At 36.1% G+C, this 24,470-nt stretch carries 22 protein-coding genes; 12 read left to right on the forward strand and 10 right to left on the reverse strand.

Annotated features, from left to right (window positions below; genetic code table 11):
* The first annotated feature begins 34 nt into the window (after window positions 1-34).
* Window positions 35-1,078 (forward strand): selenide, water dikinase SelD, encoded by a 1,044-nt coding sequence (selD, locus tag K332_RS0117660; RefSeq protein WP_425414466.1) that lies wholly within the window; start codon window positions 35-37, stop codon window positions 1,076-1,078.
* Between the two features lie 18 nt (window positions 1,079-1,096).
* Complete coding sequence (mnmH, locus tag K332_RS0117665) at window positions 1,097-2,155, forward strand: tRNA 2-selenouridine(34) synthase MnmH (RefSeq protein WP_026908666.1); 1,059 nt, start codon at window positions 1,097-1,099, stop codon at window positions 2,153-2,155.
* A gap of 42 nt (window positions 2,156-2,197) precedes the next feature.
* Here the strand turns inward: mnmH and K332_RS0117670 are convergent, their stop codons facing one another.
* A complete protein-coding gene (locus K332_RS0117670) occupies window positions 2,198-3,142 on the reverse strand; it encodes an MBL fold metallo-hydrolase (RefSeq protein WP_026908667.1) in 945 nt (314 codons plus the stop codon).
* Window positions 3,143-3,443: 301 nt separating this feature from the next.
* Between K332_RS0117670 and K332_RS0117675 the strand changes: the two genes are divergently transcribed.
* Entirely contained in the window at window positions 3,444-4,061 is a 618-nt protein-coding gene (locus tag K332_RS0117675; protein ID WP_245604761.1) for a spore coat protein, read from the forward strand.
* A 115-nt stretch (window positions 4,062-4,176) separates the two neighbouring features.
* The gene (locus K332_RS0117680; RefSeq protein WP_026908669.1) at window positions 4,177-4,974 is read left to right on the forward strand and encodes a TIGR00266 family protein; all 798 of its coding nucleotides are present in this window, start codon (window positions 4,177-4,179) and stop codon (window positions 4,972-4,974) included.
* Between the two features lie 55 nt (window positions 4,975-5,029).
* Here K332_RS0117680 and K332_RS0117685 read toward each other — a convergent pair whose 3' ends face one another.
* Window positions 5,030-5,893, reverse strand: coding sequence for a YitT family protein (locus K332_RS0117685; protein WP_026908670.1), 864 nt, complete (start codon window positions 5,891-5,893; stop codon window positions 5,030-5,032).
* 234 nt (window positions 5,894-6,127) lie between these two features.
* Between K332_RS0117685 and ltaS the strand changes: the two genes are divergently transcribed.
* Window positions 6,128-8,119, forward strand: coding sequence for a lipoteichoic acid synthase (gene ltaS / locus K332_RS22840; RefSeq protein WP_036689245.1), 1,992 nt, complete (start codon window positions 6,128-6,130; stop codon window positions 8,117-8,119).
* Between the two features lie 103 nt (window positions 8,120-8,222).
* Window positions 8,223-8,396, forward strand: a complete 174-nt coding sequence (locus tag K332_RS23750; protein ID WP_084288103.1) for a YfhD family protein — start codon at window positions 8,223-8,225, stop codon at window positions 8,394-8,396.
* Between the two features lie 14 nt (window positions 8,397-8,410).
* Here the strand turns inward: K332_RS23750 and K332_RS0117700 are convergent, their stop codons facing one another.
* A complete protein-coding gene (locus K332_RS0117700) occupies window positions 8,411-9,052 on the reverse strand; it encodes a lysoplasmalogenase (RefSeq protein WP_026908671.1) in 642 nt (213 codons plus the stop codon).
* Between the two features lie 122 nt (window positions 9,053-9,174).
* On the opposite strand from K332_RS0117700, the gene K332_RS0117705 reads away from it, so the two are divergent.
* The 4 genes from K332_RS0117705 to K332_RS0117720 all read left to right on the forward strand — a co-directional run bounded on the left by K332_RS0117705 (window position 9,175) and on the right by K332_RS0117720 (window position 13,193).
* Window positions 9,175-9,615, forward strand: coding sequence for a YueI family protein (locus tag K332_RS0117705; protein WP_026908672.1), 441 nt, complete (start codon window positions 9,175-9,177; stop codon window positions 9,613-9,615).
* Window positions 9,616-10,251: 636 nt separating this feature from the next.
* Window positions 10,252-10,497, forward strand: coding sequence for a hypothetical protein (locus tag K332_RS0117710; protein WP_026908673.1), 246 nt, complete (start codon window positions 10,252-10,254; stop codon window positions 10,495-10,497).
* Window positions 10,498-10,555: 58 nt separating this feature from the next.
* On the forward strand, window positions 10,556-11,080 hold the full coding sequence (locus tag K332_RS0117715; protein ID WP_026908674.1) for a type 1 glutamine amidotransferase domain-containing protein: 525 nt from the start codon (window positions 10,556-10,558) through the stop codon (window positions 11,078-11,080).
* A 127-nt stretch (window positions 11,081-11,207) separates the two neighbouring features.
* On the forward strand, window positions 11,208-13,193 hold the full coding sequence (locus K332_RS0117720; RefSeq protein ID WP_026908675.1) for an acetoacetate--CoA ligase: 1,986 nt from the start codon (window positions 11,208-11,210) through the stop codon (window positions 13,191-13,193).
* Window positions 13,194-13,401: 208 nt separating this feature from the next.
* On the opposite strand, the gene K332_RS0117730 is transcribed toward K332_RS0117720, so the two are convergent.
* From K332_RS0117730 to K332_RS0117760, 7 genes are all read right to left on the reverse strand, one after another.
* A complete protein-coding gene (locus K332_RS0117730; protein WP_245604751.1) occupies window positions 13,402-14,730 on the reverse strand; it encodes an ISL3 family transposase in 1,329 nt (442 codons plus the stop codon).
* Window positions 14,731-14,902: 172 nt separating this feature from the next.
* Complete coding sequence (locus K332_RS0117735; protein ID WP_026908677.1) at window positions 14,903-15,562, reverse strand: 4Fe-4S cluster-binding domain-containing protein; 660 nt, start codon at window positions 15,560-15,562, stop codon at window positions 14,903-14,905.
* A gap of 21 nt (window positions 15,563-15,583) precedes the next feature.
* Window positions 15,584-17,527, reverse strand: coding sequence for an anaerobic ribonucleoside-triphosphate reductase (gene nrdD, locus K332_RS0117740; RefSeq protein WP_026908678.1), 1,944 nt, complete (start codon window positions 17,525-17,527; stop codon window positions 15,584-15,586).
* A 747-nt stretch (window positions 17,528-18,274) separates the two neighbouring features.
* Window positions 18,275-19,333: a DUF4097 family beta strand repeat-containing protein gene (locus tag K332_RS0117745; RefSeq protein ID WP_026908679.1), complete on the reverse strand. Its 1,059-nt coding sequence runs from the start codon at window positions 19,331-19,333 to the stop codon at window positions 18,275-18,277.
* A 104-nt stretch (window positions 19,334-19,437) separates the two neighbouring features.
* Window positions 19,438-19,830: a thiol-disulfide oxidoreductase DCC family protein gene (locus K332_RS0117750; RefSeq protein ID WP_026908680.1), complete on the reverse strand. Its 393-nt coding sequence runs from the start codon at window positions 19,828-19,830 to the stop codon at window positions 19,438-19,440.
* 56 nt (window positions 19,831-19,886) lie between these two features.
* Window positions 19,887-21,374 carry a sodium/pantothenate symporter gene (gene panF, locus K332_RS0117755; protein WP_026908681.1) on the reverse strand — a complete coding sequence of 496 codons (1,488 nt, stop codon included), beginning with the start codon at window positions 21,372-21,374 and terminating at the stop codon, window positions 19,887-19,889.
* Between the two features lie 2 nt (window positions 21,375-21,376).
* On the reverse strand, window positions 21,377-21,652 hold the full coding sequence (locus K332_RS0117760; protein WP_026908682.1) for a YhdT family protein: 276 nt from the start codon (window positions 21,650-21,652) through the stop codon (window positions 21,377-21,379).
* 210 nt (window positions 21,653-21,862) lie between these two features.
* Between K332_RS0117760 and K332_RS22845 the strand changes: the two genes are divergently transcribed.
* Together K332_RS22845 and K332_RS0117770 are read left to right on the forward strand one after the other, a co-directional pair.
* Entirely contained in the window at window positions 21,863-22,408 is a 546-nt protein-coding gene (locus tag K332_RS22845; protein ID WP_342665470.1) for an RNA polymerase sigma factor, read from the forward strand.
* The gene (locus K332_RS0117770) at window positions 22,374-24,452 is read left to right on the forward strand and encodes an ankyrin repeat domain-containing protein (protein WP_026908683.1); all 2,079 of its coding nucleotides are present in this window, start codon (window positions 22,374-22,376) and stop codon (window positions 24,450-24,452) included. The genes K332_RS22845 and K332_RS0117770 overlap by 35 nt, the downstream gene beginning before the upstream one ends.
* The last annotated feature ends 18 nt before the right edge of the window (window positions 24,453-24,470 follow it).

Below are 24,470 nucleotides of genomic sequence, written 5' to 3' on the forward strand. Positions count from 1 at the left end.
ACAGGCACCTCCCAAACAGAAAGGTATGATAGCTATGGAAAATGAAATTAAACTTACTTCTCTTTCTTCTAAGGGGGGGTGTGGGTGTAAGATTGGTCCTGCGGATTTATCTCAGGTGTTGCGAAATCTTCCTACTCCCATTGCTGATCCGAATCTTTTAGTTGGACTGGATACTAGTGATGATGCTGGGGTTTACAAACTTACTGATGATATCGCCCTTGTACAAACGCTAGACTTCTTTACTCCTATCGTGGACGACCCTTATGACTTCGGCCAAGTTGCAGCCGCAAATGCTATTAGTGATGTGTATGCAATGGGAGGAAAACCACTCACAGCACTTAATATTGTAGCATTCCCTATTTCAACCTTAGACAAAAGCATTCTCTCTGAGATTCTACGTGGGGCAGGAGACAAATTAAAAGAAGCTAATGTTACACTAGTTGGCGGACACTCTATCGATGATAAAGAACCTAAATTTGGATTAGCTGTAACCGGAGTTGTCCATCCTAATAAAGTAAGAACGAATACGGGAGCACAACCAGGTGACAAACTAATTTTAACAAAACCTATTGGGGTTGGAATTTTAACAACATCTATCAAAAATAATTTATTATCCAATGAAGAGGTAAAACGAGTAACCTCTGCCATGACGACACTCAATAAAACGGCTGCTGAAGTTATGGAAAAATATGATGTTCATGCTTCAACCGATGTGACTGGATTCGGACTATTGGGCCATGGCTCAGAAATGGCTATCGGAAGCAATGTTGGTATGATAATCTATTCGGACCAGGTACCTGTCCTTCCACGAGTTCGTGAATTGGCAGAGGCAGGTTCTATGCCTGGTGGAACAAAGAATAACTACAAACATGTGGAAGATGTAGTGATTTATCCAGAAAAAATGGATTCTATTAATAGACATATTCTATGTGATGCAGTAACTTCAGGTGGTTTATTAATATCTGTGGAAGGTACTAAAGCCGGCCAATTACTAGAAGATTTACTGGCAAAGGGTGTAGAAGCAAGCATAATTGGGGATGTAACAGAAGAAAACAAAGGTAAAATAATCGTTCGTTAAGATTAAGAAGGTGTAAACATGTTTCAGGATATTTCCTTACCTGATTTATTAGAAAAACGCAAAAAACAAAACCATACATTAGTAGATGTTCGATCTCCAAATGAATTTGAACAAGGGACTATTCCTGGTAGTATTAATATCCCAATTTTCACTGATGAAGAACGGGCAGAGGTTGGCACCATTTATAAACAAGTTGGTCCTGATGCAGCCAAAGAACGAGGCTTACAAATTTTTTCTCAAAAGCTTCCTACTTTTATTAGTGAATTTAAAAAGATTGAAACCCAAATCACAGTCTTTTGCTGGCGAGGAGGAATGAGAAGTAAAACAGCAGCCACTGTGCTTGAATTAATGGACATCCATTCTACCCGTCTATCAGGTGGCATTCGCTCATACCGCCATTTTGTTGTGGAATACTTAGAGAGGGGAACATTCAAACCTGACTTCATTGTCCTCAATGGGTTCACGGGCACAGGGAAAACTGCTATTTTGAAAAAACTAGCTGATAACGGCTTTCCAGTAATGGACTTTGAGCGAATGTCCAACCATCGCGGTTCTATCTTTGGACATATTGGGCTAAACCCAAGTAATCAAAAGCGATTTGAATCACTTATTGTTGAAAAAATGATTGATTTTAAAGATACGCCATTCGTGTTTGTTGAAGGAGAAAGTAAACGAATTGGCAAAGTAGTTATCCCTGACTTCCTCTATGAAAAAAAAGAAAAAGGACTACAGCTTATAATAGAGATGCCAGTTGAAGAAAGAGTTCGAAATATATTAGATGATTACCACCCGTGGGATTACCCAGATAAGTTCTTTGAAGCATTTAATATCATCAAAAAACGAATTCATACACCAGTAGCAAAAGAAATCGATGAATATCTTCATGAGGAAAAATTTGCAGAAGCAACGAGATTATTGCTAAGCCATTATTATGATCCAAGATATGAACATGCTACGAAAGACTTCCAAGGCGAAAAAATCAAAATTGAAGCAAAGAATGTGGATGACGCTTATAATAAAATCCTTAAAGATTTAAATTCAAAAGGCCTTTTAGGTAGCGATCAAGTAATTGGATAGTAATTTAAAACGGTAGCAATACTTCAATTGCTACCGTTTTGTTTATTGTTTAAGCTTTTGAAAATAGTCAATAATTCCAAGAGCACTTATTTGCATGTCTAAATTTATCAAAATATACACAGGATGGTCATCGGGAACTTGAAGCTGATTCAAATGGTCTTTCACACGATTAAACATTCTTAAAGCAAGAACATCATAGCCCTTACCTTTTGCAACAACTTGCTCTCCTTCTTCTACAAAAATATCTAACCACTCAGACACTTGATGTAATGCTTTGGTCGTTTTTAACGTGGAACCAAAATGCCCAAAATAAATAAAATCCAAATTCATAGCAAGCATACGATCAATGGACTCATGCATTGCAGTTGGATCAAAGTGGTTTGGAGAGGTTGATGGTAAAAACAAATCAATTCCCAGTGGGTCTAGTTGATCATAGCGAACCCCTGCCGTATCACCAGTAAACATCCCATTACTAACCGGATCATAAATACCAAGATGGTGACGAGCATGCCCTGGAGTATCCAAGAATTGCAGTGTACAATTTGGCCCAATTTGAAGAGTATCCCCTTCGTCCTTTACGATGAGCTTTTCCTCAGGAATTGGCTCAACTGGATCAAAAAATTCAGAAAAGCTTTCTCCATAAATTGCTCTTGCACCCCCTGTTAATTTAACAGGGTCCATTAAATGTCTTTTTCCTCGAGGATGAACGATGACCTTTGCAAGTGGGCAAAGTTTAATTAATACTCCTGCGCCCCCAGCATGATCTAAATGAATATGTGTAAGAATTATATATTTAACCTCATTTAACGTGTGCCCTAAATCTTGTAGACCTTTTCTTATGTGTTTTATTGAAGGACTAGGCCCCGTTTCGACAATCGTTAGCTCTTCTTCATTAATAACATATGTACCAGTTCTTGAAGGGATCCCCATATCAAACCCATCAATTAAGTGTATGCGATCCGTAATTTGGATTGGTAATCTTTGCATCTTATTTCCCCCTCCCTGCTTTAACTAACATAATCGTAGCATTTCTTATTAAAAAATTCACTAACTTAGCAAAATTTGAATGACGAGAAAGTGGTTCGTGCTAATTGGGCATATAGATTAAAGTTCGGAGGCACATTTACATGCGTGACCTCATCCTAATTAGCAACTGAATCATTTATTATTATCCACGAATCTCATGTTACCAATCTAAAGTATTTTTCCTAATTTATGGTTTGGATATTTCACTTGTAACAGAAGATAATATACTTGATTCTTCTTAAGGAGGTAATAAAACTTGAACATGAACATGAATAATCAACAACAACAAAACCTGACAGGTACTTCGCAAATGCCTGCTAATATAAGCCATGGTGGTCACGAGCTTTTTGATGCACACGAAGCTATTGGCGGAATAGTTTCCGGTCTTGAACAATATATGATCTATGAGCAATTTGTTCAAGATCCACAACTTAAAACAATGATGCAGCAGCACAAGACATTCTTAACTCAACTTTATAATACTCTGGTTGAAACACTTAAAACTGGGAATGAACCTGCTGTTAAAACTCAAACTTATAATATGGCCAGCAGTAACGATGTGCTTTATGGAATGACACCAAAACAACCTAAAAAGCCGGCACAGACTGTAAATGAGATAAATGACGAATGTGTATCCGGATTTATCATGGGTTGCTTAAAGTCTAGTTCATCAGCATTTACAATGGCCGCACTTGAAACAACTAACCCAGTACTTCGAAGAGTATTCGCCGATAGCATTCCAAATCTTATTGAAATGGCTTATGAAGTATTCCTGTATCAGAATAAACATCAATATTATCAAGTGCCTCAATTAAAACAAGAAGATATGCAAAACTACATCAACAGTTTTGCGCCAGTTCAAGGAACCATGCCTAATTAATTAGGAGAAATCTTTAGGGTGCTCAAAAAAAGAGCACCCTTTTTCAATCTTTTACGAATCCATTTTATAGTTGAAACGTATGAATAACTATTACATATTTTAGGAGGATGTTAAAATGAGCGATCACGAAATTGATTACAAACTCTATGGGGATGATATGCAATTTGTAGAAGTTGAATTGGACCCACAAGAAACTGTTATTGCAGAAGCTGGAAGTTTAATGATGATGGATGAACAAATTCAAATGGAGACCATCTTTGGTGATGGCTCAAAAAGTAGCCAGGGCGGAATTATGGGTAAATTACTCGGTGCAGGAAAACGTGTATTGACTGGTGAAAGTTTATTTATGACTACCTTCACTAACATTGGAACTGGTAAAAAACACGTATCTTTTGCTTCCCCTTATCCAGGAAAAATAATTCCCATGGACTTAAGTCAAATTAATGGTAAACTCATTTGTCAAAAAGATTCTTTTCTTGCTGCTGCTAAGGGTGTTTCAGTTGGAATTGAATTCCAGCGTAAAATGGGAACAGGTTTCTTTGGTGGAGAGGGCTTTATCATGCAAAAGTTAGAAGGAAACGGGATGGCTTTTGTCCATGCAGGTGGTACAATCCATCAAAGGGAACTTCAAATTGGTGAGACATTACGCGTTGATACTGGTTGTCTAGTTGCGATGACTGGTGAGGTTGATTACAACATCGAATTTGTTGGCGGTGTAAAAACTGCACTATTCGGTGGGGAAGGACTATTTTTTGCTACACTTAAAGGACCAGGAACAGTATGGATTCAGTCTCTTCCATTTTCAAGGCTCGCTAGTCGTATTTTTGCAGCAGCTCCTCAAAGAGGCGGTTCTAAAGGTGAAGGCAGTATTGCAGGAGGATTGTTTGACCTATTAGGCGGAGATAGAAGATAATTGAAAAAGCGGATTTTTCTTAAGAAACTAACCTCTTATGAAAAATCCGCTTTTCTTATAATTTCTGTCCATAATACTTATCCAAAGTAAAACCTCGCCCTAATATTTCTGATGCATTTAGGAAAATAACAAAGGACTCTGGAATTTCTTGTTGAAGCATTCCTTTTAGCTTAACAGCCTCTTGTTGATCAGCAACACAAAAAATAAGTGTTTTATCCTTATTAGAATATCCCCCAACTGACCTTACTTTTGTTAATCCCCGGTCAATTCCAGTCCGGATTAATTCTTGCACCTTCAGTTCATCTTCCGTTATGATTACAATTAGCTTAGAAGCAGAAGTTCGAAGTTGCACAAAATCAATTGTTTTGCTAGAAATATAAATAGCCATCAGTGCAAACAGTGTTAGTTCAAAACTAAAAACAAAGATAGAGGATGTAACAACTACACCGTCCACAATTAGTTGCGTATAGCCACTAGATTTACCTGTATACTTTTTCAATATCTGTGCGATGGATGCAGTTCCTCCTGTAGAACCTTTACCAATATAAACGATTCCAAGGCCAACACCCAAGACAATTCCACCGTAAAGCCCCCCTAAAAAGGGATTAGTAATCGTAACAGGTATATTAGAAGTTAAGCCAATCATAAATGGTACCCAAAAAGTACCGACTAATGTTTTACCGCCAAAGTCTTTCCCTAATACTAACCAACCAATTATAAATATAGGGATATTAATAACAAATTGGGTTGCTGCTGGACTAAACCCGAATAATTCATATAAAACTGTGCTCACTCCCGATATACCACCTGCAGCAAGCTTGGACGGAAGTAAAAATACGTTATATGATAATGCTACTAATGTAGCGCCAAAAATAACTAGTAAATATTCTTTCATAATTATTCTACATTGAATATTCATTTTTAAAGTTCCTTTCTTTGAGGACAAGCAAATAATATTCTATCATAGCTTTCTAGTTAATTGAATAGAGAGACTTGTACAATGAGGGCAAATCAAGCAATTCACCCAAACTTTCCCAATAGAAAAAAATGGTAATTAACTTGATTCATAGAGTCATTTACGTTAAAATCATAACTTGACGACTTTCCTTTATAAAGTGTCAGGATAAAAGAGTAAAAAGATGGGGTGAATATGATGAAAAAAGTCTTAACATCAAAGATGTCCTTCTTTTTTGTAGCTGTAATATTACTCTGGTTAAAATCATATCTGATCTACGTAAACGAATTTAATTTAGATATAAAAAATGGAATGCAGGAATTTTTACTTTTCTTTAATCCATTAAGTTCTGCCCTAATATTCCTAGGATTTGCTTTATTCGCAAAAGGAAGACGTGCAGGAATATGGATAATCATCATTGATACTTTAATGAGTTTTCTACTATATGCAAATGTTGTGTTCTATCGTTTTAATAATGACTATATAACACTTCCAACCTTAACCCAAACCGATAACTTTGGAAGCCTTGGAAGCAGTATTGCTAGTCTTATGAATTGGACAGACATTGTTTACGCACTTGATGTTGTCATCCTTATTGCCTTATTTATATGGTTAAAAAAAGGTTGGTCAACAGAAAGAATGAGCCGTAAGAAGCCTATTTTAGTACTTATTATTGGTCTAATTGCATTTTCATTTAACTTAGGTTTAGCGGAAGCTGACCGACCAGAGCTACTAAAAAGGACATTTGATCGTAATTATATTGTGAAGTATTTAGGAATTTATAACTTCTCAATATATGATGCGTTACAAAATATTAAATCTTCATCACAACGTGTATTAGCGGATAGTGATGATATTACAGAAGTTGAGAACTATACCAAAAATAAATATGCAGAACCGAACCCAGAATTATTCGGGGTAGCAAAAGGTAAAAACATTATTAAAATACACTTAGAGTCCTTCCAAACATTTTTAATTAACTATGAGTTACATGGAGAAGAGGTTACACCATTCCTAAACTCATTAGTAAATGATCCGGAACAAGACTATACGTATTTTGATAATTTCTTCCATCAAACGGAACAAGGTAAAACCGCTGATGCTGAACTAATTATGGATAATTCCATCTATGGATTACCAACAGGGTCTGCCTTTACAACAAGAGGTACAAATACGTACCAATCATTACCAGCAATTATAAATCAACAACAAGGATATACTTCTGCGGTATTCCATGGTGATTATAAATCATTCTGGAACCGTGATGAGATTTACAAGCAATTTGGAATCGATACGTACTTTGATGCAAGTTACTATGATATGAGTGAAGACAATGTTATAAACTATGGTCTACTGGATAAACCATTCTTCAAGGAATCTATGCCAATGCTCGAATCTCTTGAAGAGCCATTTTATGCTCATTTGATGACATTAACACACCACCATCCATATATCGTGCCAGAAGAGTTAGCATCCATTGCTCCAGCTGAAACTGGGGACAAATCAGTGGATACGTACTTCCAAACTGCACGCTATTTAGATGAATCCTTAGAACAGTTCTTTAATGATTTAAAAGAAGATGGGTTATATGAAGATTCAGTAATCCTATTATATGGTGACCACTATGGTATTTCTAATAACCATAATCGTGCAATGGGTGAAATAATCGGAGAAGAAATTACACCATTTATGAATGCTCAGTTACAACGTGTCCCATTATTAATTAAAATACCTGGTGTAGAGGGAATGGGAACCATTCATGAATACGCAGGGCAAATGGATGTTATGCCAACATTACTTCATTTACTTGGTATTGACGGGCAAGATTATATCCAATTTGGAACGGATCTATTTTCTAAAGGTCACAAGGATATCGTTCCATTCCGTAGAGGTGACTTTATAACTCCTGAATATTCATTAGTTTCAGGAACTTATTATGATAATACTACTGGTGAGGAAATCGAGCCTACAGAAGAAATGACGAAGACAAAAAATGAAGTACTTCATGAACTTGAACTATCCGATCGTTTGTTAAATGGAGACTTACTACGTTTCTATTCTCCTAACGAAGACTGGACACCAGTTGATCCATCCGAATATCGTTATGGTAATGAATCTGGAGTTCCTTTTAAAGTAGAAGAAACACCTGAAATACCAGTAGATATGAGAAATCCATCTCCGCTGAAATAATATAACGAGTAATCTTAAGGAAAAATTTCCTTTTGATTACTCGTTTTTATTTTGTCTCTTAGCCCATACTAATGATTGAATACTCCAGAAAGAGGTGAATGTTATGGGACGTGGCGACCATAATAGAGCAACAGGAAAAAACTTTTTTGCTCAAACTCCTAAAAATCAACTATCCGATGGAATTGATGTAGAGTATTCTGAAGAACTTGCGGACCACGATGATATAGTGGCCAATGAAAGAAGTAAAGCTGCTAATAGACGTGTAAGCAAAAAATAATTCATATAGGTGGCCTAGAGGCCACCTGTACTTATAGCAAAAAGTAATTGGGCAGTAAAATAAGTACTCATGACAATATAATCTGCCAATCGAAATGTAACCCTAAATTTATTTATAGCTAAAACAGCATCAGAAATAAAGAATAGTAATGATGCAACAATAAGTATTGCTATACCTGTCATACTGGCTAAGCCTACCATTATTGTAATTATAGCAATGTAAAAAGCAACTGCCACAAGAAGAATAATGCCCCCTACTTTTCGTACATGTTGGAATAAGAAAAAATAAAATGTAACAGAGATTAAAACTAAAAAGAGAATTAGTACTATATTTGTTAAAGTAAACGTAAAACGAAACATAAGAAGAAGCCCAATAATATATAGAACATGAGCAATGAAAAAACTAACTAAACCATGAATAAACCACTTTTCACGTAGCATTAAGAAAATATCGCCTAATAATGAAAATAACAATGCAAATAATACCCAATTACTAAAATTCGTACTTAATCCCGACTCAATAATAGTCAGAAGTATAATTAATATCATGGTACCAGGTTTCCAAATATATTTATAAATTCTTCTGTCATAATATATGGCAAAAATAAGATAAAGAATAGCCGACATCACGATGATCCCTATTATTATTCCATTCATGTTTTTCCCCCTTTCTTATTCTTATTCTTCACCTAGTCCAATAATCCTCTTTTATTTGCACCTAGTAGCGCATCTATTTTACAATAGAAAATAATATACGGATAAAGCGAGGCATCCACAAAATGAGTAAGAAGAATGTAGAAGATTATCTTACAGAAGGTATATATGGTACCCGATTACCAAAACAAGAGGAACGAGATTATTTTCTTGGAACCCTACGAGAACGAATTGTAATAGCTTTAACTATTGGCCAAGTCATGACCGATAAAGGGTTACAAAAGCTTGAGGAAAATATGAGGCAAAATAAAGGTGCGAAATTACTTTTCAACGGTAAAATAGCTTCAAGATTTCTTAAAGAAGAAAAGGAATTAGCAAATAAACATCATATTCCGTATACAGTTGTTACGAATGAAGAAGTAGAAACAGATATCGGAGCCGTACTTGCCTATGACCATGCGATTGATAAAGAAAATATATTTTATGAAGAAAAAACGGAGCAAAAAGAAACACCAGAAAAAGATAAAAATGACAGCTTTTTTAACAAGCTTAAACGGTTATTTTAAAAGGGTATTTTCTAAGAGGTTATTGTTAACTACACAATTTGTATAGACTGTGCGGTAACTTTTTTAGGATAGTGCTATCATACCGCTCCGGCAGAATACTCCGCTTTCCGCGGGCACGGCCTCAGCCTCCTCGCGGAAAGTTCGCCGCTGCGGGGTCTTCGGACACGTGCTATTCCCGCAGGAGTCTCCGTATTCTGCCTGCGCTAGTTAGAGTTTCTAATTTATGGATTGCTTGTAACATATTTTTTCAGTAATTAAGTACAAAAATTCTATTTCACTACCAGCGTAGGAAATACACGGAGACTCCTATGGGAGGACAGGCATAGGTGAGACCCCGCAGTGAGGGTACTACTTGACTATGCATCTTTGCTCCCTTGCACCGAGGAAACATGCTTCGAAGCGTTACTAGTAGACGCAGGTGCACTCTTTTTAGCGCGAGGAGGCTCAACAGCCACCCATGGAAAGCGCAGTGTATTTCCGGAGCGGGTTTGATGCACTACCAAAAATAATTAGTTACCGCGCAGTTTCCATCAATTGCGCAAATAAGCAACAAACATTACGAAAATAGTCTTTTAATAATCCCTCCTAGTATAAAATCCATACATGGCTTCATACTAACAGTGGAGGTGTGTAAGTATGGCGCAAAAATACCGTTGCCCAAATTGCAAAACAAACCGATCCCGCTTCAATATCATTGAGCAAGTTGCAAAGCCGGTAAAAATGGACCCTCAAACCGGGGATATTATGGATGAATACGAAAATAGCCAAGTAGAGCCATTCCATACCTTGTATAATGGTCCAAAATATCGAATCCAATGTGGTTCCTGTGGACTTGTTGAGGATGAACATACATTTATTAAATTTGGAGAACGTCCATTATAGCCACAGAATACAATCTGTGGTTTTTTCTATGTTACACTAAGGTATGGAGGTGTTCTTAATGCGTTTAAAAGATAAAAAGGTTATTGCTCTCGTTGAAGAGGACTTTGAAGATTTAGAACTTTGGTATCCTATTTTACGCTTACAAGAAGAAGGTGCAACCGTACATCTTGTGGGAAAAGAAGCAAACAAGAAATATATTGGAAAATATGGTGTTCCAGCAGAATCTGATTATGCATTTTCCGATATTAGAAGTGAGGATTATGACGCAATTCTTGTTCCCGGGGGCTGGGCTCCAGATAAATTACGACGTTATCCGGAGGTTCTGCAATTTATCAAAGAAATGAATGCAGAGAAAAAACCAATCGGCCAAATTTGCCATGCAGGTTGGGTCCTAATCTCAGCAAATATCCTACAAGGCAAAAAGGTAACAAGCACCCCTGGTATCAAAGACGATATGACTAACGCTGGTGCAACATGGTATGATGAACCGGTCGTTGCCGATGGACATATTATTTCAAGTCGCCGTCCACCAGATTTACCACCTTATGTCAAAATCTTTGCCGATAAACTTGCGGAGAAGTAAACTATAAACGATGCCCATTATTAAGGTAATGGGCTTTTCTATTTTTCTAACCGTACTATTCTCATCTTTACACACAGAAACCGTTTACATATAATTAAATTAATGATGAATTTCGAGGGAGGATTACATGAAACAAATTGAAGAAGGTACATTACTTTGGAAACCAAGCCAAGACCGTATAAACCATGCAAATATTATTACATATATAAATTGGCTAGAGGAAAAAAAGGACCTTTCCTTTAATGACTATTCATCGCTTTGGGAATGGTCAGTAAATCATATTGAACAATTTTGGGAAAGCATTTGGGAGTACTTTGATATCCAATCTTCTACTCCCTATCACACTGTTCTCACTTCACATAAGATGCCCGGAGCTAAATGGTTTGATGGGGCAAAGCTTAATTACGTAGAGCATGTTTTCCGGAACTACCAAAAAGATAAAACCGCAATTATCCATACATCAGAAATTCGAACGGAAAAACAAGAAATAACATGGGAAATGCTTTATCACGATACTGCTGCAATGCAAGACACATTGAAAAGCCTAGGTGTACAAAAAGGTGACCGAGTTGTTGCTTACATACCAAATATTTATGAATCTGTTGTTGCTTTGTTAGCTACTGCTAGTCTTGGCGCTATATGGTCTAGTGCTTCCCCTGACTTCGGAAAACAAAGTGTCATTGATCGATTTAAGCAAATTGAGCCAAAGGTAATGATTACCGTAGATGGTTATCGATATGGTGGTAAGGTATTTAATCGTATGGAAGTCGTGAAAGAAATCCAGTCTGAGCTACCGACACTGGAAGCAACGATTGCTATTCCTTATTTAACTTCAGATGAGCCGTTTAATAATCTCAAATCAGTACATTTATGGGATGAAGTTGTAAACTATACGAATCAAGAAATAACCTATGAATTCGTTGATTTTAGTGACCCATTATGGATATTATTTTCCTCAGGAACTACTGGAAAACCAAAACCAATTGTCCATAGTCAAGGTGGAATGTTAATCGAGCACTTAAAAGCATTAACCTTCCATACAGACCTGCATGAGAATGATCGCTTCTTCTGGTTTACGACTACTGGCTGGATGATGTGGAACTACCTAGTTGGTGGTTTACTAACTGGAAGCACCATAATTCTGTACGATGGTAATCCAGCATACCCAGATAAAAAGATGCTGTGGAAGTTTGCCGAGAATACGAAGATGACCGTATTCGGGACATCAGCAAGCTATATAACGGCATGTATGAAAGATGACTTTTCACCAGGTGAAGAATTTGATTTAAGTCATTTGCAAACAATCAGTTCAACAGGATCTCCACTTCCACCAGAAGGATTTCAGTGGTGTTATGATCATGTGAAAGATGATCTCTCTATCGCATCCATCAGTGGTGGTACAGATGTCTGTACTGCATTTATCCTAGGTACTCCAATTCTACCGGTTTATGCAGGGGAATTACAAAGTCGTGGCCTTGGTGTTAAAATTGAAAGCTTTGATGAAGATTCTAAGCCACATGTTAATGAAGTCGGCGAACTTGTTATCACTGAGCCTTTCCCAGCTATGCCTATTTTCTTTTGGAATGATGAAGATGGAATCCGTATGCATGATAGTTACTTTAATATGTATCCCGAAATTTGGCGGCATGGGGATTATATTAAAATCACAGAGCGCGGAACCTGCATAATCTATGGTCGATCTGATGCTACGATTAATCGTGGTGGGATTCGTATTGGTACGAGTGAAATCTATCGTGCAGTTGACCAAGTTAAAGAAGTCTCTGATAGTTTAATAGTTGATATTCCACTCGAAAATGGTGACTCATTTGTGCCTCTTTTTGTGATGATGAAGAATGACCAAGAATTAACTGACGATATTATTGCGGCTGTGAAGCAACAAATACGAGCACAATGTTCACCAAGACATGTACCAACAGAAGTTATACCAGTCAAGGACCTACCTAAGACATTAAACGGCAAGAAACTTGAGATTCCTGTTAAAAAAATTTTAATGGGGCAGCCTTTAGAAAAAGTAGCAAACAAAGGTTCATTGAGTAATCCAGAATCACTTGTTTATTTTGAGAGGTTTTATAAAGAAAGATTTAAAAAGTAGGATTAAGGAGGAAGAGACTTGGTTTTTACAGACTGGATAATAAGTTTATTAATCTGGTGGCTAATCTGTCTTATATTCCTAAGAATACAGAAAAGGATTACTAATAGAAGTTTCAGCAAAGACGTAATAGTAGCATTTATTCAGAGTACTGTTTTATTAGTAGCACTTTATGTTTTTTGGGTAATCGGAAAATAGTGTGGAAAGAGGGTTAAAAAGTACCCTCTTTCATAGCTTTAATCAGTGTGGAAAAATCAGCACCATAAATTTCTTCATACACCCATTCATAACCAGTTTGTGACCAATTTGGGAATTGATCAGGTAACATTTTTCCGAAAGTAGCTTCAACTTCTTTGAATTTCTTTTTCTTTTTAACTTTACGATAGCCTTGAGTAAACAAAATCTTTGCTCTAAGGGCTTCAAAAGAGTAACCACGACCAACATGGTTCATTGTCTTAATTAAACGATTCAGGGACTCCGTATAAGCGTTTGTAATCAGAGAATCAAAATAATTGAATATTTCTTCTTCCCAATTATTCATAGCCTTAATCAGATCTTCAAAATAAGTCATTAATTCTTTAGGTACATTTGAAAGCCAATTTTGATAGAGTTTATAAGCATTGTTGATTGATTCGGCTTCATAGATGTCAAAGAATTGCTCTTTAAGTTCATAAGCCTGTCCAAGCAATGGAAAGTTTTGAGTCCATACTTGTAGCTTTATCTGGTCATCAAAGTCTATTAAGTCTTTACTCCTTGTAAGAAGCACATAACGATCTCTCATAAGTTGTCTGCGTTCTTTTGCTGACACATTTTGACGGTTAGCTTTTCGGATTTTCTCTAAGGCTTCATTGGCTAATTTAACGACATGGAATTTATCAATAACGATTTTAGCATGTGGTATCACTGTGTTAACAGCACTCTTATATGGATTCCACATATCCATTGCTACAAGTTCAATTTTATCAATGTCTTGGAGCTTTGAAAGGTAACTGATAACAGTATCCTTATTACGTTTCCGTAAGATGTCAATTACTGACTTGTTTTCAACATCAGTGATGACACAACGATAGTTTTTAAGCAAATGGACTTCATCAATACCAAGCCATTTAGGAGTTCTAAAATCAGTTTGAGCTTCAAGCTCATCAACGTAATCATTAAAGATGTTTCGTACAGTTTTCTCATCAACACCAATTTCTTCTGCAACACTGGTAAACGTCTTTACAAGGCTTGCTTCTTGAATCCAATTAATTAGCCTATTAGTAACAGAACGATTGACATCCATATCTGGCAGATTTCCAAAAAATGTTTCATTACAATCTCTACATTTATATCGTTGACGATTGACATAAATACCGACACGTTTTGCGTGCATTGGCAAGTCAAAAAATAACTGTTGTTTCTTACCATGTTTATATAAGTTTGCAACAGTACCGCATTTTGAACAATGTGAAGGAGATAGAGCAGTAGACTCAACTAAGAATCTATAATCATATTCACTTTCTTTCATATCCACTATCTTAAAGTTTGGTAGATTGAGCATATTAGTTTTCATTATTTGATTTCCTTTGTTGTAATGATTATTTACTTACAGGGATACCATCAAAAAGATGCGAATTTACTACGATAAGATCATTTTTCTAATGTTTCCCATGTTAAAAGTCTCGCAATCATCGTATGTATATGGATGATCCACGAGACTTATGTGTTTACTATTAACTTACAGGATGAACGAATTCATTCTGAAAATAAGGCACAATACTTCCATGATAGGCTTTTCTTTCCTCTACAAAATGCCTTATCTCTGTAAAAAATGCCTCATCTAGCAATGGATATTGCACTGTTCGTACTTGGTCTAAGATTGAGTTATGTTCAATTACTGCGTCAACACTTGCGATTAATTGATTGACGACCTTTTTACTTGGTGTAATCCCCATAATATCCTTATAAATCTGTGCATCTTCTTTTACATCCAGTACATGGTATGGTAGCTTCATATCGATATGGATGCCATCAACGAGATTTTCCTCATATAAGGTACGAACTTTTTGGTAATAGATACCACTTGTTGTTACAATTATTTTTCCGTCAAAAAGTGTTCTCACCTGTTGCAATAGATCACGAACTTCATTTAATGAATTTATAAGAAATTCACCACCGCTGAACATGATGGCATCAAATAAAAAGCCACTTTTCCTTAAATAGTCATATAAATCATCTGCAGTCTTATATTCTTTTGGTGTGTTTGCGATGATTTCATCATAATTATGACAGCCAAAACAATGAAGTGGACAACCTGACAATGAATGAATCAATAGTGTCGTATGATTAGGCAAATCAGTAAATGTGCGAATAAAGTTATTATATAGTTTCATTGTGATGTGTTCACCAGCTAATTACTGGTGAACAACCTCCTTCAATACATCCTCTTTTAATCGTTTTCTAATCGTCCAATCATGCCTTCTCGCTTTTGACCAAAAGTTATACTTTCCTTCATAATATCCCATATCGTCTACATGTATGTTATTTCTGGAAATCATCTTCAAATAACCAATAACCCTGCTGAACGTTGCGATGTCTTCTGATGCACAGACAGGGCAATGATGAATGTTCTTAGCATCTTCAGCAATAATTTTCTGACCACAACTCATACAAGATGTAATAGTTGGTGTCAATGTAATGTAATTAATTGGTTTTTCAAATATTTTATCCAAATATCTTGCTAAGGCTTCTGGTTTTACTTTTGCTTCAAGAAAATGATGTAACACACTGCCGGATGTAGCGTAGCCTTGGAATTCGGCACTGTTTTCCAATTGTTCTAGGAAATCATCTTCAGAAAATGGAGTCATACAGCCGCTAGTCAAGTAAGGATTATCTCCTTCACCTTGTACAAAAATTTCTCGATTATTTGCTTTAGCCCATTTAAGATCATGGCGTGCAAGTTTGATGGCAGCATTTTCGGCAGGGGCATACTCAATTCCACATGCCACTTTATCTCTCACAATAAATTCATTTACAATCTCTGTCATGTATTGCATAATTTCATGTGCAATCATTTTACCATCTTTATCTTTAATTCCATCCTTATAGCCTGAATTTATGAGGCCCTCATTCATACCAGTAAGGGCGAACACATTAAAGTAGTTTTTCAAATCTTTATTAAAGGCGAAAAAAGTCGGGTATAATTCCTTGTTTTGTTCAATCCACTTTCTCTTTTCCATGTGGGCTTCCTGCATAACTTCCATGTATTCACGTATCTTCACTTTGATGAGATCCATGTCATGTCCGAATTCCAAAAGCATTCTGTTCATGTTTAAATTGAGCACCTGTACGGCACCAGTAGAACCTGTTGATGAACCGAATACTCCACCACCAGCTTTGGAAAGTGTCTCTAAATTAATTTGCAGCCGACAGCAAAGGCTTCTACTAACTTCTGGATCTTTTGCTTGAATAAGCGGATTTAATGCTTTGTAATATATATCTTCAAATGGCTTTGTTTTAAAGTTCTCAAAATATACACCGCCCCAATGATACATATTATCCAAAAGCTCGATAAACAATGGGTTATCGTAATTAAAGTGATCATCAATTTGCACTGTTAGTAATGGGAAGGTAAAAGGAATTCCATCACTACCGGTCCCGTTTTTCATTACATCAATAATAGCTTGGTTTATACGGTCAAAGTAAGTTGCTGGTATATCCTTATACTGTATATTTCGTCCTTTACCACCGATGACGACATATTCATCTTTTATTTCTTCTGAAGGTTTCCCGAACTCTAATGTAATATTAGAAAAACTGCTTTGTGCACCAGATCTAAGTGGCATATTTAGTTCCCAGATTAGACTTTGAAACAGTTCTATGAGTTCTTCATCTGTGTATGTAATGTCACGGCTTTCCTCATCAAACAAATAAGAAGCTGCGATGGTTGATAATTGTGCTAGCATAACTGCACCCGAGACTTGTTGTGATACTAATGTAACAACATTACTAAAATGCCGTATTAAAGTTGAAAGCCGCTTAGTTGGTTTGGAAGAGATCATATTTTTAGCCAGCGACGGAATACCTTTTGTAGCAATGTCCATACAGCTAATGGATACACAATAAGGTGCAAGCTGCTTATCGTGTACATAGACAATTCCCTCATCATATAACTCTTTTATTTTTGGTGGGAGAATGTGATTAAAAAGAAACTCTTCCTCCGCATGATTCGTTAAATTATGCCTTAAGAGTGGCAAGGAATAAACATAATTACTATTCTCGTGCCTGAGATAATCTGTTTGCTTGTTTTCTTGTTGGGATGTGAATTTATCAATAATGTCAATCGTATTTTGGAACATGTACAAACCTCTCCTTTGGACTTTTTAATTATGTATCTTGTTAATTCTTTATCACCTTAACACAATATATAGTATTAAGAAGTGATAAAAATCACTATATATTGTTTTTGTTTTAAGGGGAAGGTTTGATGTGGTACTCCGGGGAAAGTAGTCTAACAGAATGAAAATATTCTCTTACCTTCAGAAAAACACCACAATTATTGCTTTCTGTTAAGGGTGGAGAATTGTTGAAGAACTATAAACAGAATCTAGAAGACATAAATTTTGGCTGGATTTCGATCCTATCAAGTTGATTATGAGGTAATCAACTTGATAATTGTCCTATTGCTATTAATTTACGTTCCCCCCTATAACCATAATCGGTGTTTTTTTAAGTCAATAATCCAATTTGATGATATTGATGAAATGTAAGAAAACTAACTCTTACTAATTAAGCTATTTCTGTTACTTTTTTTATCCATCTCTATATGTAGAGAACTTCATAAGAGATTCCACACTATTATCCGATTTATAGTATGTTAGATGTTATCTATTTAATATGAGTATTCTACACGATAATCCGAGTACCCTGTTTTTTTTACTTTTTTTAAGTAGGTTATTTATTGATGAATATTTCTTTATAAAAAGCCACATATGGTTAGAAAAACTCACATTCTTTCGTCCTTTAACGAATGTGGTAGTTTTTCTTATTTCGGCGGAAAGTTTTTATACTTTCCTATCTACGTACAAAAGGAAGAAAGAGTAGGTTCACTCTCTCTTCCTTTTATTTGTAGTAAACATTTCCGCCTTACCAGAACCAGTTCGAAGCCGAATGACATTCTCACCATCCCCGGTCTTTCCGTGTAGTTGGTGGTTTTCCCTTTTTTCAACATACATGGGGATATTGGTAATAATATCACCAGAACCAGTTTTAATATCAAACATCGCATTTAATTCAAATTCCCGAAATTCAACATGTATATTTCCACTTCCTGTTTTCAAATCTAACGTTGAGTTATCTGAGACTGAAATATTAATGTTCCCCGAATTTGCATTTCCCTTAATAGAACCACGAAAATTGTTCATATTAATTTTACCAGAACCAACATCTGCAATCGTAGTTTCTGCCCAGAGTTTCTCAGCTTCTATTTTACCCGAATTTGCTTTTACTGCAGCATTTTCCATATAAACTTCTTTTAATATAATTTTACCAGAGCCAGATTTCACTTCTAAATCTTCACCTTTTGCCTCTGATATTAGAATACTTCCAGATCCAACTTGACCACTTATATCACCGTAGGAAGAGTGAATTTCTACTATTCCAGAATTAGCATGGAACCTTAATTTGTCTGCCCTTAATTCTTTAAGGAGCATTTTTCCAGATGTCGTATGAACATTTATCTTTTCGGCTGTTATTTTTGATAAAGTAACTTTTCCGGATGTTGCATTCGCTCGAAATGTCTTGGAGACAATATGGGACGCATGAATAATTCCAGATGTAGCTGAGACATCCCAATGATTTGCAATATCTGTAGGAACATAAATCTTGAGATAGCATTTCGGCAACTCACCGAAAACAAATGTTGGACCTTTATGTTCTTTTTTAGAAATAATCGTTAAGGCATTGTCTGCATCCATTATTTCTAATCCCGGGCCACCCTCATAGGATTCAAACATAATATCCACCTTAGGAAGCTCATGTATAATTACTTCCACATCGGTAACATCAACCGATATAATTAGATCATTTACTTTTTGTATATCAAAAGACCTCTCATGCTTTACCGTTTCTCTCGAAGTTCCAAATAATCTTTTAACTAGACCCATCCATACCTCTCCCATCCGCATCTCTATAATTTTAGTATATTAAGTTCTTCTCCCGCTTACAACATACTTATGAATGAGATGCACTCCGCCCAAGGCCTGAATTCTTATTCCAAGAATCGTTTCCGTTGTTCTGGCGAAGGGATCATACATGCATCCCTTTTGCCAAACCATTTATATCGATTACGAGCAATGATTTCATACACCATATCTCGGAGTGGTCGAGGAATGATAATAAAGATATAAACAAACTTCCATAAACCTTTAAGATTCCTACACACTTTTAATGCCGCAGTTGATTTAAAGTAAACGTTGTTATCTTCTAAGTAAATAAAACTGTCCAATTCAGTAGGTACGTTATGTTCTGTTAAGAGTTTTTGTCCGATATCACTCTGAAGTGAAGTAAACTGATAGATTCCTGTTGAATCCCTTTTAATAATGAACTGGACACTTGAATTACAGAAATTACATACACCATCAAATAGAATAACTCTATCCATACGACCTTTCCCCCTCACGTATATAGGAAATGCGCTCCATATAAAGAGCGCATTTCTTAGAAGTTTGGTTTTAATTCAGTCGGAATTTTTTTCTTCGTTGATAAGCTTACAATAACATATACAAAGAATGATGCAACAACTGGCATAACTACCGCATGCATGCCAAATGGATTGAAAAATGATTGAAAAACATCACTATACTTAGGGAGTAGTGTCGGTAATAGATCTGATAATGAATATAATCCGACCCCAGTTATAATCGATGCAATCGCACCGTATTTGTTACCATTTCTCCAATATAAACCTAGCACAACTGGCCAAATAAAGGCTGCTTCCAAGCCTCCAAAAGCAAATAGGTTTAACCATATAATTAAATCTGGTGGATCAAGTGCCATAATAAAAACAATCACACCCAAAATTGCTGTAACCCCAATACTCATCCTTTTTATTGTCTGATGAGGTGCATCTGGTCTTATATAGTTAATATATACATCCTTAATGATTGTTGAACTTACTAATATTAAAAGCGCATTAACGGTAGACATAATCGCTGCCATTGGTGCTGCCAATACAACTCCCGCTAACCATGCCGGCATTGTCTCAAGCGCAATTAATGGCATAACTTTATCTCCAATTTCAATTCCAGGTAAAATTGGTCTAGCAAAAACACCAATTAAATGCATATTTAACATAATAAATCCAACTACAATTGTTCCAATAATGATTGCACGATGCATAGACTTTGAATCTTTATAAGACATCGCACGAACTGCTATTTGTGGCAAGGCAACAACACCAACGCCAACTAAAATCCAGAATGAAGATACATAGGTTGGAGTTAACGTCCCTTCTGCCCCAAATGGCGAGATTAGATTTGGGTTTTCCGCATGTAAGTCTTGAATAATATTGGAAATTCCACCACCAGCTTTAATCGTAGCAATAAGTAATATTAATGTACCAAAAAGCATAACAGTTCCCTGTACTACGTCTGTTAAAGCAACTGCACGAAACCCACCTATTGTAACGTAGATTAAAACAGACACTGCAAAAATAAATAATGCAGCAGTATAAGAAATACCTGTAAGTGATTCAATTAATCGCGCTCCACCTATCCACTGTGCAGACATGGCCGAAAATAGGAACACGATGATACTTATCGCAGAAAGGATAACAACAACAGAAGAGTTATATCTTACTTTTAGAAAATCAACCAGTGTTAATGTTTTATATTTCCTTGTTACAATTGCAAATTTCTTGCCTAAAATCATTAACACAAAGTAACCAGTAACTACCTGTGACATTGCCAACAGAACCCATCCTAATCCCTGTGTATAGGCTGTTCCTGGACCACCAATAAAACTACTCGCACTTCCATAGGTCGCGGCCATTGTCATCGCTAAGACAAATCCACCAAAGCTTCGCCCACCTAAAAAATACTCATCCATAAAGGATTGAGAGGATTGTACAAATTTACTAGCGTATATTCCAATCAAAAAGATTATAATTAAGAAAATAGCGAGTGGAATAATTGCAACCCAATTCACCATTACTTTTCCTCCCCTTCCTCATCATCGAAGGGAATCTCAACAAAGAAAACCTTTATGACAACAATCACCAAGACTATCATGACAATTAGACCTATGACACAACTATAGAAGAACCAATCTGGCAAACCAACTATGTATTTATATTCTTCTGGATCCTTACTTCCTAGACCATAAGCAAACCCATACCACCAGACAAAGTTAAAAATGACTAATCCAACACCAATTAAGGCTTCTCGATTAGCAACTTTATTCACATTATGCTTCTTATTTTGCAAAGCAGTACCTCCTTATTCATATGTGCAAGTACTATTTCTAATATATAGTAAAAAATTACAAAAAGAAATTAGTTAAGAAATTTTGAACGCATCTTAAACATTTTATAATAATAAAAATGAAACAATCAATCTTCATATAATAATTTCTTATGAAAGTGCAATTTATTTACATAATCTTCGTCTAATTTAATGAAAACCAGGAGGTGATGTATGGTGTCACATAACGAGATTATTTCAGATTGGTTTGAACGCTATGGTAATGATATTTATCATTTTCTAATATATAGAGTCGGACCAAGTGATGCCGAAGACTTACTGCAGGAAGTCTTCATTAAAGCGTTAAAAGGGTTTAATGGTTTTAAAGAAAATTCAACACCTAAGACTTGGCTATTTAGTATTGCGCGCAACGTAGCCATTGATGAATCAAGAAAGAAAAAGTCTAAGAAATGGGCGGACACTGTCCCGTTAGACACGATGAATGAACCAAAAACAGATACGTCTCCTGAAACCATCCTGGATCTAAATGAAAATACGAAATCTATTTATGAATGCATTCAATTACTAAAACCAAATTATCAAGATGTCATCATACTAAGGGGAATTAAGGAGCTCTCTGTACAAGAAACTGCAAGTATATTGAAATGGAGTGAAAGCAAAGTAAAGTCGACACATTATCGGGCCAAAATAGCTTTACATGAAGAACTAAGGAGGTGTTTCTCTTATGAAGAAACTAACTCACCTAGAGCAATTAGATGATCGCTTACGTATGATGCCAAAGCCTACATTAGATAAGAATAGAGAGTTACAAATAAAACGGACCATTATGAATACGAGGACTACAAAGATAACACCAAAAAAGAAACGTAATATTAAAGGTATTACCGCCACCATTGGTGCCATAGCAGCAGCATTTTTATTTGTAATATTAATTTACGGTAATGTTGGCCAAAGTCCTCAAACATCAACCATACCATTTTCCAGTTTTGTTGATGAAGATATTACAAAAATAGTTGGCATAACAGAGAATATTTCTTATTCTTCCGAGGACCGGGAGATTATTGATTCATTTTACGATACGGTAGGTTCTCTGGAATTTACTGAATTAAATAGTGACCGTGATAGGTTTAGTTCTGTAGAAGGATTGGAGCTTTATAATCAAGAAGGGGAACTGCTACAAACATTACACTTTGAGGAAACCGGACTCGTGTATATCGGTAACAATCTCTATGAATTTGATGCTTCCAAGTGGCATGAATTTAGAGATGTGTTCTTTACCAATGAACATTTAGCAGTTGAAGATTTAGAAGATGAGGAAAAAACGGAAGAACAACCGGATGAAACGGAGAATGTCCAGGAACTATTTGATAGTGAATTGGCAAAAGCACCAAGTGAAAGAAACTGGGATAATATATATGAATTTATTCAGGATGGGGCAAATCCAGATAAAGCCCTTCTAATTGCCGCTAAAGAAAATCTAGAATCTATTGTGACGGAATTATTAGAGCTAGGGGCAAATTCAAATGCTGTTGATGGATATAAGGATACTCCACTAACACTTACAACTAGTACTGCAGTAGCAAAACTGCTTATAGATAGCGGAGCTGAATTGGAGCATCGCAATGCACGTGATCATAGTGCTTTAGTAAATGCCGTATACGGTCATCAAACAGAAATGGCCAAACTTTTGTTAGAATCTGGAGCGAATCCAAACACTACCATAACTACTTCTAGCGATTTCACCGTTTTATGGATGGCAGGAAAATATAATCTCATGCCGATTGGAGACCTACTCATTCAGCATGGTGCAACTTTAATCGATGGGTATGATTTAGAATCGTGGATGGCTTCTGAAGTGCCATACCTTAAAGATATGCTAGACGAAAACTTCTTATCCTATGCTTCTATTGGAAGACTACCAAATATATTAACCGTTCAGTTACCAGCTGATCCTTCTGTATTTGAAAATCAATACGGAGAAAAGTTTGAGTCATTTGAAGTAGATGGTGGAACTGCGGATGTATATGGTGATCATATATTTATTAAGCCTAATGATTCAGATATGTATTTGTCCTATCGATTTGAACTAAATCCAGGTGATCATGTTACAGTGGCCGATGTTGAAAATGTTTTAGGTAGTCCGAAGTCAACTTACATGAATGAAAACAAAGATAGAGTCATCATGTCCTATATGTTGGAACATTATGATTTACAGTTGATTTATGATGGTACGATTACCTATCCAAAAGATGAAGCGAATATTATAGCACTTGAACTCCACTATAAGAAACCAGGTGTAATGGAACCTGCAAACGAAGTACTCGATATATTAGCAAATGGGGATATGAATGAACTAGCTACCTATGTTCATCCTGAGAAAGGCGTATTATTTGCACCTTTCTTACAGTTAACGTCTACGCCGATGTATGAACAACATGAACCTATAACATTTCATGCAAATGAAATTCCAACATTACTGCAAGACGAAGAAGTTTACCATTGGGGGGATCATGCAGCAAGCGGATTACCAATTGAGATGACACCAGCTGAATACTTCGACAGCTATGTTTATGCTAAGCAGGAACCAGATGCCATCTATGTAAACCAACAATATTTATCGGGTCCAGAATTCTTCACAGATAATGTTAGGGGCATGTTCCCAGATGCTCATATGGTGCAATACTCCTTCGATGAAACAGTTGAAGGAGAAGAGTTAAGTTGGATGCAGTTAACACTTATTTTTGAAGAATATGATGGGGAATGGAAGCTTGTGGGTATTATGCATAACGCGTGGACGCCTTAAGAAAATGAAACTCTAGAC

Origin of the sequence: Paucisalibacillus globulus DSM 18846, assembly GCF_000482485.1 — a bacterium.
Lineage (GTDB): Bacteria > Bacillota > Bacilli > Bacillales > Amphibacillaceae > Ornithinibacillus > Ornithinibacillus globulus.